The following is a 16,288-nucleotide window of genomic DNA, read 5'->3' on the forward strand; positions in this document are numbered from 1 at the left end:
GAACTAACTGGAAGCCATATCGAAATGGTGGCATGAGCATTACCAATAACTATGGCGGAGTACAGGTCCTTTCCGAAGATGCCACCTATGTCTACGTGGAAGTTAAGCTGCCACAGGGTGCCTTAGATGGAAACTACTATAGACCTGTGAATACATATCAATGGTCTGGAGGAGATCTTGGTCAGTATGCCAGCTGGCTCAACTGGGATCCTGCCTCTGTAAAGAGTCCGGCTTGGGGAAGTTCACCCATAGAACGACAAAAGGCTGATGGAACATGGTTCAACAGCGTAAACTGGAACCTGTTCAAGGCATCTGATATGCCTATAAAACTTACTAATATCCGGTTCAATGTACAGGCTAGGCCATATGATCAAAAAATCACTGGCGGAGCAACATGCAGTATTCCAGCTGGCTCAACAACCTGTACCGTCTCTTTGCCCCAGGATATTATAAATGGCACTACCGGCTATCTTCATAGTGGCTATGAAGTAAGGTCAACCACCGAAGCAACCTTCTTTGCCCCTATATGGGAGAATATAGCCTGGCATACACTGGGTCCCTCCGTCACTGGATTTGATTACATTGAAACCACCAACATTCTCCAGGTTTACGTGAATCAACCTGGAGATGGTTCATATTTCGACCATGTTTATGTAAATCGAGTTTGGTTGTCAGATAAAAACCGTAACAACGCAGAAATAAGCGTAACCGGCAAACAAACAGGTAGAAATATGGCGTCTGGGAACTACACGTATGAGTTCAACATGAAAGAGGTACCAGAAGGCAGTTATAACGTGGTAATTAATGCCCAAGATACATTCAACAATACCGGTAACCTCCCTTATCAAACTGTTGTCGTTGATAATACAGCACCATCTGTAAGTATTAGCTACGAAGGAAAACCGATCAGCAAAAACGTAACAGTATATGGGCTGGAGAACGTCCGTATACAGCTCACCGATGCTCTAACTAAACCATCCTTAAGCCGTATGACTCTTCGCGGTGGCCCTGTTTCTGATGCGGTGGAATTGTCTTGGGTGAATCTGGGAAACAACCTGTATGCACCTAATTATCCCAAGATCTTTCCGTCTCTTAATGAAGGCGAAACATACACTCTCACAGTTCAGGCCAAAGATGAGATGAACAACGTTAAAGAAAGCTCAGTCGAATTTAACTACCTTCCAAACAATCTCGTCAGGCTAGAGAATCTGAAAACCTTAGCTGTCAATGCTTCTCTCAAAACATCTGACAATACTCCTCTGGCTGTTCTGTATGCCAGCCAGCTGCGTAAAAAGGATGGTTCAATCGCTACAGGGCTTCAGGACGCAGTGCTTACTGTCCGTAAGGACGCTGCATTCGGCGTGACTGTAAATGGTGTTTCTGCGATGCCAGGTGAAAGCAAAGAGCTTCAACTGGATTTGGGGCTCGGGGACAGCCGTAGCTTTCCTATTTTCCCTGCTGTATCCGGCCTTACAGGCAGATCTGAGTTCATGATTAACATTGAAGAATTAAAATAAAGCAGGGCTGTTTTGCTGAAGCACAACGGCCGTCTTCTGATGCGCCGTAGCCCATGTTGTTGCAAATCAGTCCGACGTTCATTGCGTAAGTAACGCTTACTGCGGACCATGGTAGTGATTAGACTCACTACCATGGTCATTTCACCACATATCTTCTCTGCATTGCTCTTGTTGGGCAGACTAGTAACTCGTCACTAAATTGCAGCTTTTGTCTTGCTAAGTCGCTGGTATAACTGCACTACGAAATCGTCAAAAGATTTTATCCCTCATGTAGATCCAATAAATGATCCCAAAGGTGCCAGAGAGTACAAAGAAGATCCCGGTACGCTGTAGGCCGCATGGTTACTGGGCTGGAGCATTGTCACTGACAACAGTAGCGACATAAGTGACAACGGGAGTGACTTAAAAGACAATGGTAGAGACTATTTCGACGTTGGTAATGATTTTAAGTGACAATGGTAGTGAGGTTAGACTTAAACTTCCACTGTAAGGTAAGGTGACTCGCATTATTTAAATAAATTATTACTTTCAATTACTTGCGACACGAGTCTGCATGTATGCTTCTATTTCTCAAAAATTTATCCACCGAAAATGCCTGTGGCTGTGATTTAGCTTTGACGACAGTTTTTATCAGGGAGGCAAGTTGAGACCTGTATAAGAACTAAGCATTTATTTATCCCCATTTTCCACAAGGTAGTTCCAATAATTAGTACCTTAGTGTTCCTGATAGATCAAAAGAGATCCCCGCTGCCTCCAGGCCAGACGGCACAAGGCCTGAGACGTGATCAGTGACAACAGTAGTGATTATTTTGACATTGGTAGTGATTATTATAACGTTGGTAATGAGTTTTTTGACATCAGTAGTGATCAGAGCGACAATAGTAGTGACTTTTCATTAGATCTTTTTAACTTGATCTGATCCGTTGTTGATAAGAGTTGCAGGTCATTGTATGCAAAGAGTTTTTGCCAAGTTTTAATGAGTGGAGTCGTTTTTTTAGGTAGAACTTATGCACAGATATGGATCATCACAATGATCCATCCAGTGACATAGAGTTCGCTGGGGCTTACTATTCACCAATCTGTTTACACATTCAGTGATAACTTATTATGACTAAAGAGAAAGATACTGAGCAGCAGGACCTGGTCACCAGGGCTTTCTCTGTTAGAGAGAAAGAATCAGGTAAAGACATCATTTTGCGTCCTAACAGCAACCGTACGGTGCAGTCTATTGCTTTGATGCGGCTCGGGCTGTTCGTCCCATCACCAAAGAGTGTGGGGCGTCAAAATCGGGAATATAAAACGGTTGGCTTTGACGCAACGAAAGAGTTACAGACGCTCTCTTTAATGGAGAGCGAGGGGTTCACCAATATTTCAATTGTCGGTGAGCGTCTTGATATGTCAGTAGATTTTAAGACGTGGATGGGCATCATTCGAACCTATGCCAATCATCCGATTAACAATGACACGATAAGCTTAAAATTCACTGAATTCCTCAAGCTATGTACGCCTGAAAATTATCGCTCATCTACAGCGTCCAGAAAACGTATAGACGCCTCCTTACGCAGGTTAGCATCCGTTACCTTGTCGTTCACCAGTAATAACTCGTCCAAAGTCTATACAACGCATCTGGTACAGTCTGCCCTGTTAGACCCGGAATCAGATCAGGTTGTCCTTCAGGTTGATCCTAAGATTTTCGAGCTCTATCAATACGATCATAAGGTTTTGATGCAGCTGAAGGCAATTAAGGAGTTGGCCAAGAAGGAAAGCGCCCAGGCTCTCTATACGTTCATAGAGTCATTACCGCCAAATCCTATACCGATATCCCTTACTCGGCTGAAAAATCGTCTGAACCTCAAAACACGAGCAAATAGTCAGAATGCTACCGTGAGAAAGGCTCTTGAAGAGTTGGCATCGATAGGATACCTCCAGTACACCGAAATTAAGAAAGACGGAAAAGTATACTTCCAGATTCATAAGCGGGATCCCGATCTGAATTTGAACAATACTCAGCCTCCTTTAGAAGTGGTTGAAGATGAAGAAGAGAACTCAGGGTCTTCTGTTTTAGAAGGTGAGTTATGCCCACCAGCTGACCCGATAGACGGCGATGATGTTCTTACCGTCCATGATTTAACCGCTGAAGAACTGCGCTATATTCGTAGTCTTCGAAGCCAGAAAAAGAACAGCAACGCCAGCTAAAGTTAACCCGGCGGTTCAGGCTCCGGGTGCTAAATTACTTCTTCGATTTTCGTTAGTCCCAGCCCGCTCTTTCACGTCAACGGTAATGAGTCAAAAGTCATTACCGTTGTCATTGTTCTCTACCACCCTATGTAGATCGAGATTGCGAATTCAACGCTTTCTCCTGAGTCACCTGTTAACACCCGGTTTCTACGCTTTACTTCATTGGCCAGTACATCCAACGGAAAATATCGTAACGGGGTGACAATGGCAGTGAGTTGACCCACTCACTACCATCGACATTCAAATCCCGGCTTCTCTGGTAGCTATAGTGACAATGGTAATGATGTGTACCTTACTGGCATTGTCATTGTCCTCCGAGTGTGCGTTCAGCTTTGGGAGGACACCGGAACTTAATGCGGCGAGTCACGGCCATTGTGAATCTCGATTGGATTGGCGAATACGGCTTCCGGTTGGGCCAGATGTCAATGGTTATGCTTCATCCAGCTCATTACTGTAGTCATTGCCGTTCAGCTGAGCTGATGCTCCTCTCATTCTATGTGGCGACAACGGTAGTGAGCCCAGAAAGTGACTACCGTTGTCATGGCCGTCCAGTAGAGCGGGTCAACCTCTTAAATCACAGGGTGACAACGGTATTGAGCCCAGAAAGTCACTACCGTTGTCATGGACGTCTGGTTAAGCGGATCTACCTCTCAATTCACAGGGTGACAATGGTAGTGAGCCCAGCAAGTCACTACCGTTGTCATAGTCGTCCCGTTGAGCAGATCAACCTCTTAACTTACAGGATGACAACGGTAGTGAGCCTATTAAGTCATTACCGTTGTCATTGCCATCCAGAAGAGCGGATGATCCTCTCAATTCATACGGCGACAATGGCACTGAGCCCAGCAAGTCACTTCCGTTGTCATAGCCTTCCAGAAGAGCAGATGAGCCTCTTAATTAACAGGGTGACAACGGTAGTGAGCTCATTAAGTCATTACTATTGTCATGGCCGTACAGCTGAGCTGATCATCCTCTCAATTCACACGCCGACAATGGTAGTGAGCTATTAAAGTCACTACCATTGTCATAGACGTCCAGTTAAGTGGACCATCCTCTCAATACACACGGTGACAACGGTAGTGAGCCATTAGAATCACTACCGTTGTCATTGCTTTTCAGGTGCACTGATAAGGCTCTCAATAGACACGACGACAATGGCAGTGAGCAATTAGAGTCACTTCCGTTGTCATTGCTTTCAGCTGAGCTGATAAGGTACGTCATTTACACGATGACAATGGCAGTGAGCCAATCGAGTCACTACCGTTGTTAATGCCGACCAACCGAGGGAAGGGTCCGCTCAAAGAACTGAGTGACAACAGTAGTGAGATCATCCAATCACTACCATTGTCAGCTTAAACCTGTAGGACGAAGAGGCTTGTCCGATAAAATGACGACAATGGAAATGAGCCTATCCATCACTACCACTGTCATTAAAGTCCAGCGGTTCAACGTTAATCAGTAGCTCCGGATGACAATGGTTGTGAGTCAGGCAATTCCCAAGCATTAAGTGACAGCAGCGTAACACCTCTAAGCTCACTCCTGTTGTCAGGGGTTAGGGTATTGAGTCTCTACCGTCGTCAGTGTTTCTGAGACACCAGTATTGCAGATCACTACAATTGTCACTTAAGTATCGACGGGGGAATAGATGCAAGTGACTGGCTAACCAGTACCAGTTTAGATTCAAAACGATCCCATCTTTGTGGATGCACTTGAGTAAGCTCGTATGACGATATGTCAGAGAAGTGACAACGGGAGTGAGTTGCCGGACTCACTACCGTTGTCATCCCCGGTTGAAGGAAGAGGATCCCCGGGGCTGTATATTTACCGGGTATCCTTACTCAAGGGTTTCGACACTCACTCCCATTGTCGTAATCAACGAGTGTGCATTGTCTTTTAAAAGCATCGCTGGAAACGTACGATTAAAGTAACTTTTCTTTCGGTTCTTCCTTGCGAATCTCTGAAGACGTACTGGCTGATCGGAGTCAAGGAGGGCAGTAAAATTGAAGCCGTCAGTTTTACTGTCGGCTCCGGGTAGTTACTTCAACTCGTCGATCTGAATCATGAATTCTGAGGTGCCAACTTTCCCATTTTCGGAAGGATAAACGGGTAACAGAAGATTATCCCCCTGGCCCATATCTATTTGCACCTCAACTGACTCACCTGGAGCCGCCTGTGCCCCGTTAAATTTAATACCGAAGGCTGCATCCTTCCGCACAGTCAGCGTTGCGTTCTGGACCCCTTTAGCAATTTCTCCATTTGTCTTACGCAGAACGTTAGTGGACAGGTACGCAAGGGGTACGCCATCTGTCGTTTTGAGAGGCGAACTGACCGATAATGTGCGTAGATTATGTAACTGCACAAGGTTATTCGGTAGATAACTGAACTTCTGAGTATAGGTTTTGGTATTCGACTGACTATCGGCAACTGTTACGCTAATTGAATAATTTTCAGATGGTTCGAAATTTGGGAACAGCCTCGGATACTCAGGCATGTATGTATCTTTGCCTGCCGGTGACCACGTAAGCTCAACGTTATCAGCTGTGGGGCCACCTACGAGCTGAAGACGGGTTATCCTCGGGGTTGTCAGATTATCTGCCAGAGCGATCCTGAGGTTCTCCAGGCCGTACACTACCGTATCGTCTTTTACCGGCTTTCCGTCGAATGTTATGGCCACTGTCGGAGGAGTGTTATCCAGAGCAATTTCTCCGAAAGTTTTATTGGTCTGGTTCTGGAAGAAGTCCCTGATGTTGACCTCAACGTTGTATTTTCCTTCAGACTGACGGGATAAATCATAAGCAATCGTGTAGTTACCTGAGATACGAGATTTGATTACGCCTGTGGGTGACATCCGGGTACCGGTGTTCTTATCGGAAAGATAAAATTCCCTCAATGAGACCGAGTCGAACCAGTTACCATCGCCTTCAAGTGACGCCAGTACATCCAGCTGCTTGTTAGTCTCGTCATATGATATCGAGTTTATTACCGGCAGTTGTTTATTGTTCCAGCGTGTCATAATCCATTGCTCAGACCGCAAAATGGGATTGCTGATGCTGCGAACGAAGTAAAGGATCCTATTGTAGCCCTGGGTACCCAAGGCCATATCAAACGTCTCAGGCGCTTCACACGAGGTTTTTCCTGCCGGAATGGTGCAGGTCGCCTTACCGCCGATCTCTTGTGCAAAGGGCCGGGCTTCAACGTTAAAACGAAGTCGGGAAATTTTAATTGGCAGTCGTGATGAAGCCACACTCTCAAAATCCTTCCACTTAACCCAGTTCCCCTTATCATCGAGGAAATCTACCCAGGTACCCGCAAATGCAGGCGTTTGGTTTGCAGATGGGTTTAGAACGAGGCTGTATGACGGATAATACCCTCCCCACTGGCCAAAGTTCGCCATACGAGCCATATCCCCATTAATTGAGCCATAGGGAAGAGTCATTTCAACATAAGCATAAGTGCTGTCTACAGCTATCTCTTTGGGGGCGGAATATTGATTGATGAACTGAAGCCCACCTTCTGAATAAGCACGGTAGTTAGATTTTGGGATCCGGTAGACTAATCGAATAGGGTTTTCGTTAACGACCATACCGGCTTTGTAAGCCGGATAATTAGAAACCCCGGGTACGACGCTGGAAGACGTATTTGGATCATGAACGGCCCACAGTGTCATCTCACCCAGCGTGTTGTCGTAGCGAAATTTTTGAGTTGGCAGCGTTCGGCTATTACCTGCGTTATCGAAGATAACAACTTTTGCAGTAAAGTCTTCATCCAGGTTGCTGTCTGGTATTCCGGTTCCCTTAACTGAATTCTTAGAGTAAGTGTGGTACATCTTTTGGCCGGATACGTCATACTGCATCTGTGTAGTGCTGTAGAGGCTACCGTCCTGCCTGTAAATATATATTAGGCCCTTATCAATACCATTTGCATCACTTACGCCCGAAGAGGTGAAGTCATACTGCCCCGTTGCCTCTAATCCAAGCTTCCACACGTCACCAGCGGTAGAGCCAGAACCAGTATTAGCGGTAAGAGCATTTGCCGCTGGAGGGGTGACATCAATTAGCCAGTTATAGTTATAGGTCGCTACAGGCTTCTGATTGAGATCTAACACGTTTATCTGAACGACAAATTTGCCTTCACCCAAAGCAGGCAAAGTTACTTTTTTGCCGTAGAACTCACTACCGTCAGCAGCTGTTAGTCGGTCTGATACACCCGTCCGTGTAGTCGTAGTATTAAGAATGACAGTTCCAGTGTCTTTCGTGACTTTGACATTAACGAAACGATCAAGACCTGAAATAAGTGTCAAAGTTACCGGTGATGCCGGATTAAGCATAAGACGAGAAGACGGGGCGTGGATCTCAATACCGTTCGTGTCTTTAAAGGCCGATTCATATATCTGAGCTGGGGCCTGAACAGACATACCGAGTCCGGCTACAGCAGTAATAAAAGCGAGATGTTTCATTCTTATTCCCCTTTAGGTTTGGTGTTATTTTAAGCTTTTCCTAAAGGTCACTATGTTCGTAAAAGTATAAAAAACTTCTCCATATGGTGCTCGAAATTACAAATCTATAATTTGCCTTTCGACAAACCTTATTGTGCGTTCAGGACGGAAATCTTTCTTTTTGGAATTACATCTGACATTTCTGTGGTGTCCAAACTGGCAACGATTGCAAAACTTATAACATTAGCCTGAAACTATCGGCATCCACATATCGCATTAAGTGATGCTTTTACTTTGTGTAAAAAAGAATCAGGATAAATTAGGTATGTCAGATATAAATGCGTTAACGGACGGCATATATGAATCAAAACCTGGCGGCATTACGCCACCAGTCGAGAGGGGAGTGAACCTCAGTCAGTACGTCTACCTTCGTTCCGCAAGGCGCTTCTTGTTGTGAATTACAAACTGCCCTGGCGAGAACTGCATCATTTCACCCCTAGCAACACACGTGCCTCTTCAACGGTTTGCCAAGAAGGCATTGCTACGCCAGATTGAGTGCCGTTGCCCCTGCGCTCACCTGTGTCACATTCTACATAAAGACGCATCAGCATCGCTTCTGTTTCAGCGGCCCGGCTATTATCCATTACCAGTTCTGCTGCGCGTCGTAGCTGTTCTGGAATGTCATTCCACATTCCCGCACCACTTCTGTCTTTGTTAGTGAGCAAGTCTTCAATAGCAGATGAAGCCATGTTAAGCAGGTCAGCCGAAACTAAAGGCATCGGCGGGGCGGTATAGAGGATTCGACGTCTTCCGCGTCTGTCTGGATCGTATTTATCATAAAAAGCTTTGTTCACATCTTCCCAGTGCCACTGAAGTTGCCCGGTTGCGTCATGGTGGCAAAACTCGCACTGATAAACAGGCGCAATCGACATAACTGCCTTTCCAATACGTGCCAGTACAGCAACTTCGTCAGCTCTGAGACTCATTGCTTCGCTTGGGTTACTACCCTCGGCAAATTCCAAAATTTGTTCAATACGTTCTGGTGTGAAAGTGGTCATAGGCTTTGAAAACATATTTTTCCAGTTGTGCTTACCATATCATCAGGCATTAGGAGCGTTAGCGAATAATTAACAGGTCAGGACCAAAACTAAATCCTTCCCCCATACGGTCTTCATGACGGGAGACATATGCCTTACCGTATTTCTCCAGATCCTGTAAGCGATCTTTTGCCAGATTCCACGAGTATTCCTGGCCCCACACGGGTCCGTCACGCCCGTCAAAGCGGTCAGGTTTACAATTTGCTTTCAGAAGAGCGTAGACATGCTCCACCGTGGGTAGCTGCAAAGCACTATTAGCCTGAGAAACGGCAGTATGCGTCATTTCTGTTCACTCTTTATTGATTTAGTCAGTTAAGCCGGTCAGGTAACTTTAACCGGCTACTCGTATTAAGATTTCTTTCCGGTTGCTTGTCAGTTAGCGGCGAAGATCAATTTCAAGGCGGGCTGTTTTGACCTTTGTTCCGGACTCCCTAAATGTATCATCCGGAAGAGGCGAAATTTGTCCGCCAAGTTGTTTGACTCGCTCCCTGAGCGCTTTTGTCAGTGTGTCTTCCCGGAACAATACCCCAGCTGACAGAATGGCCTGTAAGCGACCTCGCTTAGCGAGCATTGCGATGGCATGCATGACTTGTTTAACGTCAGAGCGTTTAAGGAATGGTGGATTCATAACGATAACATCAAAAGTTTCATCGGGCTGGTACCCAAGAAAGTCGGTATGCACCAGCTCGACTCCTGTGCTAAGGACACTATCGTTCTTCACTGCAAGGAATCGCTCATCGTTCAATTCGATCCCGGTAATCAATGCATCCGGAGCCGCCAGTTTTAAGGCTTTCAGAATGCGGCCATCACCAAACTCTGGCTCCAGTACACGCTCCCCGGCAGCTGGTTCAGCGCGTAGAACCATATCTGTGACTAAATTCTCAGGTGTAGGGAAGAAATTGAACAGATCTCGTGGGATGTCAACCGAACCTGTCAGAATGATTTGCTCGATACGCTCAGCTGCATCCGCCGTAAAAATATGTGCCTGCTCTTTTCGGTTCCATTTGCCACCGGCGGCTTCGAGCACTTTGTTTGTCTTAACATAAATGCTGCGGTCGAGCTGGTCGGCCAGGAAAAGAAAGTTCCCTTCAGCACGGCAGCGAGATAAGACGTTCAGAACTTCAGTTGAGATTTGCATTAAAACTCCATTAAGAGGATTTACCCGCCTGGCGGCAGCGGGTTGGTTACTTAAACGGGACAATTCAGATTTGGCCTTGGTTAGTCGGCAGACAACAGCAGGGATGGGCTGTTATAAGAGAAGCGGTCAACGGGAGCCTTATCAAATCGCTGACCGCTTGCATCAGGGGTCAGAACGAGTCCGTTATGGGCGCAATGAATGTGGAGCAACATATCCCCGCCGGTGTTGATGTGTAAGGCAGGCACACCCTGATCGATTTCGAACATGACACCAAAACAGGGGTTACCTTCCTTGTTAACAACTTCACAGTGGATGTTATGTTGGCCGGTAACGCTGACCTGATAGGCCTGACTGTCCTCTTCTGGCAGTGTTTCCTCCTCCAGGCGCCAGTCCTGAAGTGTGAGGCTAATTTCAGGGGTGTCATGCTCTTTCTGAAGAGCCTGGATACCTTTACGGAACAGCTGCATCATTTCAGGAGTAAGGCAGTCTTCCTCAGCTCCAAAATGTTCTTTCCAGCCTTCAGGATCTGCATACATCCAGACGTTTTTAGCGAGCGAAGGTAAGGAAGCATCAGGCTCTACAAGGAGGTGAGGGATGTTCTCTTTGATTCCGAGATAACGTACCGGCTGGCCATTAAGCGGTAACCCATCCGACACTGTAACTTCTGTTCCTGGCAAGACGACGCTGTTTACCAGACCTCCACAATGTTCGGCCACCACGCGGCCTAAATCTGCCATAAACATCCGATGCTTTTCTGGTGAGTCCAGCTCACCAAGGAGTTCAGGTTTAAGCAGTAAACCGGTAATAATCTCAGTCAGTTCACGAGGAGATACTAATTTATACATTTTGTTTTCCTTTTCTGTGTTGGCTTTATATTACCAATCCAGATGCACGAGCTAATAACCTCCAGACAACTTTTTCAAAAATTATTTACTTAAAGCAGGGTGCTAATATGCGCAAGAAATGAATTTAGGAAGGACGGCTTCAAATTTAACTTTTTGGTTTTTTATTTTAGACGGACTTTAAAATAGCATCGTTGATAAAATAATAAACATGGTTTGTTTTTTTGTTTGTATTGACAATCAAATGGGTATAAATTAATTTACTTACATGGCGTATATTTAACGCCACCGCCCCGGCGGCACCGGGCATAAAAGGAAAACCATTTTGAAACCGATGCTCAAAAAAGATTTTTTTTCAGCTATTGAAAACCTTCTCAAAGCTGGCTTTCAACCTCGCTTTTACACTGTTAACAGTGGCCGAATCGGTCTCATTACATTCACTGATAAAAATGGAACAAAACAGGTCGAACAGGTTTATTCCTGCACTTCTTTAGCCGCCAATACTTTTGGAAAGCGCTTCACCACTTGGTTAGAAGAAATTTTTCAAAAGCATAATGAAGAAAAAGTAGCTGATTCCGGGTTCGAGGTTGGTAGCCGTGTCTGGGATAAATTGATGTATACGTTGCGCACCATTTCAGAAATTCGTGCCGGGGGGGTGCTGGTGCTGGATAACGGTGCACAGCGTACACTGGATGAAGTGCAAAAAACGGCACCTGAAACAAACCAGGTGGAGCCAAAGGAAATCTCTTCACTTCAGGAGCTGCTGAACGCTTCCAAAAATCTGGAGCCGACTTCGCCTGAGCTAATTGCGGCTCTTAATGAGGCTCTGTCAACCGCCATAAAACGGTGAATGCAACGGCAGTCTGGCACATCAGGCCTTGTCAGAGATTAGGCCTGAAAAGCACTTACGTACCGATATAACACCTAATTCCCCTCTAAGGAGATTGCCCTAAATGGCGATGAATAAAAAAGAACAAGCCGCGTATGATGAGCTGGTGGCACAGGCCAGAATAAACCGCGCTTTACGCTGGTCTGACTATGGCGTTGAACGCGATATGCCCGTACCAGAGGTCTCGGGGGAATACCAAAACGGCTGGAGCTTCAACACCGCCACTGGCACTGTTTATCCGACATGGAGCGGAACTACGGTTCACGGCACACGGGAAGAGGGAGAGGTTGTCGATGCAACCTCCCGCCGCATGCGAGGCATGAATGGTAGCCAGAACGGCATACCACAATACAGCACCAAAGAACGCGCCCTGAAGGCATTACGCTGTTCGCTTGAAATCAAGTTTGCCATGCAGCTGGATGCCATAGATAAAGCTATCGCAAAAGAAATAGAGCTGTCCACCGCTCGCCGGGAGAGCGATACATCAGATGCCTAGCGGTAAACCATCAATTCAGGCCCGTGATCAGAGGGGCCTTAACGCCCTGAAAGAGGCGGTTCCAGCGACGGCACAACTACAGATGCGGGTTACCCCTGAACGTAAACTGCGTTACGTCAATCAGGCAAAGGCCGAAGGTCTGGGTCTAACAGACTGGGTCCAAAAGCATATGGATAACGTGTGTGATCTGGCAGGCCAGCCTGAAATAACCATGTACAAAGATGATGGAGAAACAAGTGGCCAAAAATAACAACAGTCTCAAACAGCATGTCTTCAATATGCTGTCGGCTGGCAGCGAACTTAAAGAAGTGAAGCGTTTTCTCACCAGCAAGCGAGTTAAAGCCCGCCTGGCAGTGTCAATGATCCACGAGCAGGCGATTGCTGTGCAGAACACTGAATACCAGAATTATCCGGCTTATAGCTAACTGGTAACAACAATTACAGAGAGATACTTAAAATGAGCGTAAACCCAGAATACACCAGGGTTCAGCATGTCCAGATTATTCGCGAGCGAGATGGGCAGAAGGAAGTTGTTCGAGTCTATGATGAAGATGGCGACGTGGTTCTGTGTTTACCTGCCTACATTCAGGATGAGGAAATAAATCTTATTCTGCGCCGGTTGAATGACGTATATTCAGTCGGATATCGTGTAGGTGATGCAGCCCGCCGCCGCGCCATCAAAAAAGCGCTGGGGGATGATGAGGAGTAAGGCCATTTTTACTGGCAAGATATCTGTATACCGGAGTCTTTAGAGTACGTTCTAATGGCTCCGGATTATTAATACTGTTTTACTCATGCAATAAAAAGCAAACCAAAATTCTTTCGCTAATTCATTTTTAAATGCTCAAATCATTAAATGTAAGGAGCGTTATTTATCAATAGGTATGGCGTTCTTAATGGCTATTAAGCTAGTTCTGCTTTCGCTTGCTTCTGGAAATTAGGGAAACCTAATTTTACCCTATCAAAAAGTAACTTTTCTGGTTTTGTTGCATTCACGTAAACAAAAAAAGTCCCGCCGGGCAGAAAAGAAAAACATCAAAAATAGCTATTTTCCCGAAAAGATCACGAACACTGAAAAAGTATCATGGGGAACCTGATCAGGAGACAACCCATGAAAATCAAACTAGCCCTGCTTATTGCATTTGCAGGTTTCAGCGCAGGAGCTTCCGCTGAAATCGCAGAATTCAGCTTTAAAGATACCCTGAACGTTAAAAAGACCGTATCGCCTGCATCCGTATGGATTAATCCGGTAACGAGCTTTGACGTTGCCGTTATTTCCGGTCTGGACCGTTATATTACGCTCAGTCTGCTGAAAAGTGACGGGAGCCTCATCTGGAGCACGAAAAGCAGCCTGGTTACCGTTGATGACCGTACCACATCTTCGACAGGCTTTGATTATTACGGCAAGACTCTGACCGTACCAGCGATGGGAGAAGATAGCTTCACCCTCAGAGAGGTGATTACCGACTTGCAAGGGAAGGAGGTCTCCCGGCAGGATTACCCGCTTGCAATTGACCGAACGCCTCCGGCAACGGGTACCATAAGTTATACGAGAAATGGGTGGAACTTTGGCAGCGAAGCGATCTTCACTTCAGTACCAGCCGGTATGCAGTACGCCAGCGTCCAGGCACTGGTCTTTAATGGACTGAGTGATAAAGGTTCCGGGCTTGCTAATGCTGAATATTTCATAACCGATGCCGCTGGAGTGGAGCGTAAAAAGCCAGCGGAAATTAATACAGTGGAAGGTAGCGTAACCGTTCAAGTCGCCGACGCAAGCAGCAATGCCCTGGCACCGGAAAACCGCTCTGAATATAAAGTGGGGATCTACCTTTATGACAAAGCGGGAAACAGGAGCGAACTAAGCCGCCGAAGCGTAATTGATCGGGTTAAGCCTGACGATATCATCCAGGTGCAGGACGCCACTACCGGATCATGGGTCTCCTATCAGTCTGGCATGACCGTCTTCCAGAACCCTATTTCCGTACGGGTATTAAGGAAGAAAAGTGACTTTACTGCTGTTAACGGTTCCAAATATGGCTGGGCGGACTCGAATTTCCAGACGTCCGATAGCACTTATAATATCTATACTTTCAAATACATATATCCAAATGTGGGGGATACTTATCATGAATTTCAGACTCTGGCGGGAGGAGTAAGACGAATTCATCATAACTCCCTCAACTTCACTCCAGCCCCGGCGATGGAAATAGCCCCGAAGATAGTGGCTAAAGAGATGTACCGGAGTGATACCAGTGAGTGGTTAACTCAGGCCTCAATCAGCGTTAAAACCGCCACCATTAGCCGCATAAAGGTAACCGCAGAACCCCGACCATACGTGCAAAAGTTCAGAACGGTAAAAAATGCAGCCTGGTTCTGCACTATTCCTGTCGGACAAAGTTCATGCGAGATGACGGTTAACTTCAACTACACCAGTGACAAAGGATTTGAGTATCTGCATCTTTACTCGGGAAAAGATGGTGACAGCATATTCGATGCGCTTGCTGGTAATTTTACGGTTATCTGGGATAACAACCCACCGGTGGTTAATGTCGCTCAGGTAAACAAGGCCTCCAAGACAATCACTATGACGGCCACCGATAATGATCGCGTCAACGCCTGGAACATCAGCTACTGGGATACCAAAGTTTTCGAAGCCACCCTTAAAAATGCCCGGGGGGAAACTTTCACCCTGAAGCCTGTGACTGTCAGTGAAAGCGATTATAAAACCAAAAACGCCACTTTCTCATACGCTGGTCTACCGGACGGGGATTATACGGTTGTTAGCGTGTCTGCCACGGATCTTGTTGGAAACACAGGAACCAAAACGCTTAATGCACCGCTGAAAATTGACTCAACGCTTCCGGTTATTGCGTTCAGCTTTAATGGCGCAGACGCAGAAGGAAAACTGGTTAAAGGGCTTGAGAACCTACGCATAAGCGTTACTGATGCCTCTGGGGATGCTTCCCTGATATCGCTTCAGCTCGCTGGTGGACCTAACTCTGAAAAGGTCACCCTTGCATTCACGCCGCTATCCAAGGATGTCTTTATTCCTGAATACCCCAGAATCTTCCCCAATACTGACGAATCGGGACAGATGTATCATCTGGAGGCTCTGGCTATTGACGAATCAGGTAACCGGACCACTAAAACGCTTAATTTTACCTACCAGCCAGCTAACCTGATTATGCTGGATAATCTCAAGACGCTGGCCACAGCCGTAGCACTGAAAGCAACGGACAACACGCCGCTGGCCATCATCCGAACCAGTGTGTTGCGTCGTCAGGACGGTTCTATCATTACCGGACAGTTAAACGGAACCCTGACTGTTCAGAAAAACGCCCAGTTCGGCGTTACGGTTGCCGGAGTTACGGTCCAGCCTGGTGAAACTAAATCGCTGTCACTGGATCTTGGTAATGGTGAAGAGCGCACATATCCCGTTACTCCCGCTGTAAGTGGTCAATCTGGCACGGCCACATTTGCTATAGAATTCCCTCAAACATAAACCCTACACAAGGGTACGGTAGTATGCCGTACCCTGTTACGCCATCCTCAATGTAAAATGTAGAGTTGAGCATGACTTAATTATTACTTTCTCATTAAGTGTCTCTTAAACTGCAAACGGGAAAGTAATATTCC

At 46.2% G+C, this 16,288-nt stretch carries 12 protein-coding genes; 7 read left to right on the top strand and 5 right to left on the bottom strand.

The genetic code is table 11. The annotated features are described in order from the left end of the window. Together ACVCAM_RS22030 and repHI2 are read left to right on the top strand one after the other, a co-directional pair. Positions 1–1,517: Ig-like domain-containing protein (locus ACVCAM_RS22030; RefSeq protein WP_447093669.1), on the top strand; the 1,517-nt coding region annotated here is incomplete at its 5' end. Between the two features lie 1,107 nt (positions 1,518–2,624). Beyond that, complete coding sequence (gene repHI2 / locus ACVCAM_RS22035; RefSeq protein ID WP_000159528.1) at positions 2,625–3,713, top strand: IncHI-type plasmid replication initiator protein RepHI2; 1,089 nt, start codon at positions 2,625–2,627, stop codon at positions 3,711–3,713. A 2,077-nt stretch (positions 3,714–5,790) separates the two neighbouring features. Here the strand turns inward: repHI2 and ACVCAM_RS22040 are convergent. The 5 genes from ACVCAM_RS22040 to ACVCAM_RS22060 all read right to left on the bottom strand — a co-directional run bounded on the left by ACVCAM_RS22040 (position 5,791) and on the right by ACVCAM_RS22060 (position 11,270). Beyond that, entirely contained in the window at positions 5,791–8,211 is a 2,421-nt protein-coding gene (locus ACVCAM_RS22040) for an Ig-like domain-containing protein (RefSeq protein WP_000681217.1), read from the bottom strand. Positions 8,212–8,675: 464 nt separating this feature from the next. Beyond that, positions 8,676–9,263 carry a hypothetical protein gene (locus ACVCAM_RS22045; protein WP_000491820.1) on the bottom strand — a complete coding sequence of 196 codons (588 nt, stop codon included), beginning with the start codon at positions 9,261–9,263 and terminating at the stop codon, positions 8,676–8,678. Between the two features lie 43 nt (positions 9,264–9,306). After that, positions 9,307–9,570 carry a hypothetical protein gene (locus tag ACVCAM_RS22050; RefSeq protein WP_000149862.1) on the bottom strand — a complete coding sequence of 88 codons (264 nt, stop codon included), beginning with the start codon at positions 9,568–9,570 and terminating at the stop codon, positions 9,307–9,309. 93 nt (positions 9,571–9,663) lie between these two features. Then, entirely contained in the window at positions 9,664–10,425 is a 762-nt protein-coding gene (locus ACVCAM_RS22055) for a methyltransferase (RefSeq protein ID WP_001167418.1), read from the bottom strand. Positions 10,426–10,505: 80 nt separating this feature from the next. Then, the gene (locus ACVCAM_RS22060) at positions 10,506–11,270 is read right to left on the bottom strand and encodes a hypothetical protein (RefSeq protein ID WP_000277498.1); all 765 of its coding nucleotides are present in this window, start codon (positions 11,268–11,270) and stop codon (positions 10,506–10,508) included. Positions 11,271–11,601: 331 nt separating this feature from the next. Between ACVCAM_RS22060 and ACVCAM_RS22065 the strand changes: the two genes are divergently transcribed. The 5 genes from ACVCAM_RS22065 (at position 11,602) to ACVCAM_RS22085 (ending at position 16,154) form a co-directional block, all read left to right on the top strand. Beyond that, complete coding sequence (locus ACVCAM_RS22065) at positions 11,602–12,117, top strand: hypothetical protein (RefSeq protein ID WP_012695482.1); 516 nt, start codon at positions 11,602–11,604, stop codon at positions 12,115–12,117. 103 nt (positions 12,118–12,220) lie between these two features. Continuing rightward, complete coding sequence (locus ACVCAM_RS22070) at positions 12,221–12,652, top strand: hypothetical protein (RefSeq protein WP_001251242.1); 432 nt, start codon at positions 12,221–12,223, stop codon at positions 12,650–12,652. Positions 12,653–12,873: 221 nt separating this feature from the next. Next, entirely contained in the window at positions 12,874–13,077 is a 204-nt protein-coding gene (locus ACVCAM_RS22075; protein ID WP_012477421.1) for a hypothetical protein, read from the top strand. Positions 13,078–13,109: 32 nt separating this feature from the next. Continuing rightward, the gene (locus ACVCAM_RS22080; RefSeq protein WP_000115760.1) at positions 13,110–13,361 is read left to right on the top strand and encodes a hypothetical protein; all 252 of its coding nucleotides are present in this window, start codon (positions 13,110–13,112) and stop codon (positions 13,359–13,361) included. A gap of 402 nt (positions 13,362–13,763) precedes the next feature. After that, entirely contained in the window at positions 13,764–16,154 is a 2,391-nt protein-coding gene (locus ACVCAM_RS22085; RefSeq protein ID WP_000694551.1) for an Ig-like domain-containing protein, read from the top strand. Positions 16,155–16,288: the final 134 nt, after the last annotated feature.

Source organism: Enterobacter sp. CFEC122 (assembly GCF_052983755.1).

What these genes read in the sequence shown, in the direction of transcription:
- ACVCAM_RS22065 (WP_012695482.1), top strand. Translation starts at nt 11,602, where the DNA reads ATGCTCAAAAAAGATTTTTTTTCAGCTATTGAAAACCTTCTCAAAGCT.
- ACVCAM_RS22085 (WP_000694551.1), top strand. Translation starts at nt 13,764, where the DNA reads ATGAAAATCAAACTAGCCCTGCTTATTGCATTTGCAGGTTTCAGCGCA.
- ACVCAM_RS22075 (WP_012477421.1), top strand. Translation starts at nt 12,874, where the DNA reads ATGATGGAGAAACAAGTGGCCAAAAATAACAACAGTCTCAAACAGCAT.
- ACVCAM_RS22040 (WP_000681217.1), bottom strand. Translation starts at nt 8,211, where the DNA reads ATGAAACATCTCGCTTTTATTACTGCTGTAGCCGGACTCGGTATGTCT.
- ACVCAM_RS22060 (WP_000277498.1), bottom strand. Translation starts at nt 11,270, where the DNA reads ATGTATAAATTAGTATCTCCTCGTGAACTGACTGAGATTATTACCGGT.
- ACVCAM_RS22055 (WP_001167418.1), bottom strand. Translation starts at nt 10,425, where the DNA reads ATGCAAATCTCAACTGAAGTTCTGAACGTCTTATCTCGCTGCCGTGCT.
- ACVCAM_RS22045 (WP_000491820.1), bottom strand. Translation starts at nt 9,263, where the DNA reads ATGTTTTCAAAGCCTATGACCACTTTCACACCAGAACGTATTGAACAA.
- ACVCAM_RS22080 (WP_000115760.1), top strand. Translation starts at nt 13,110, where the DNA reads ATGAGCGTAAACCCAGAATACACCAGGGTTCAGCATGTCCAGATTATT.
- repHI2 (WP_000159528.1), top strand. Translation starts at nt 2,625, where the DNA reads ATGACTAAAGAGAAAGATACTGAGCAGCAGGACCTGGTCACCAGGGCT.
- ACVCAM_RS22070 (WP_001251242.1), top strand. Translation starts at nt 12,221, where the DNA reads ATGGCGATGAATAAAAAAGAACAAGCCGCGTATGATGAGCTGGTGGCA.
- ACVCAM_RS22050 (WP_000149862.1), bottom strand. Translation starts at nt 9,570, where the DNA reads ATGACGCATACTGCCGTTTCTCAGGCTAATAGTGCTTTGCAGCTACCC.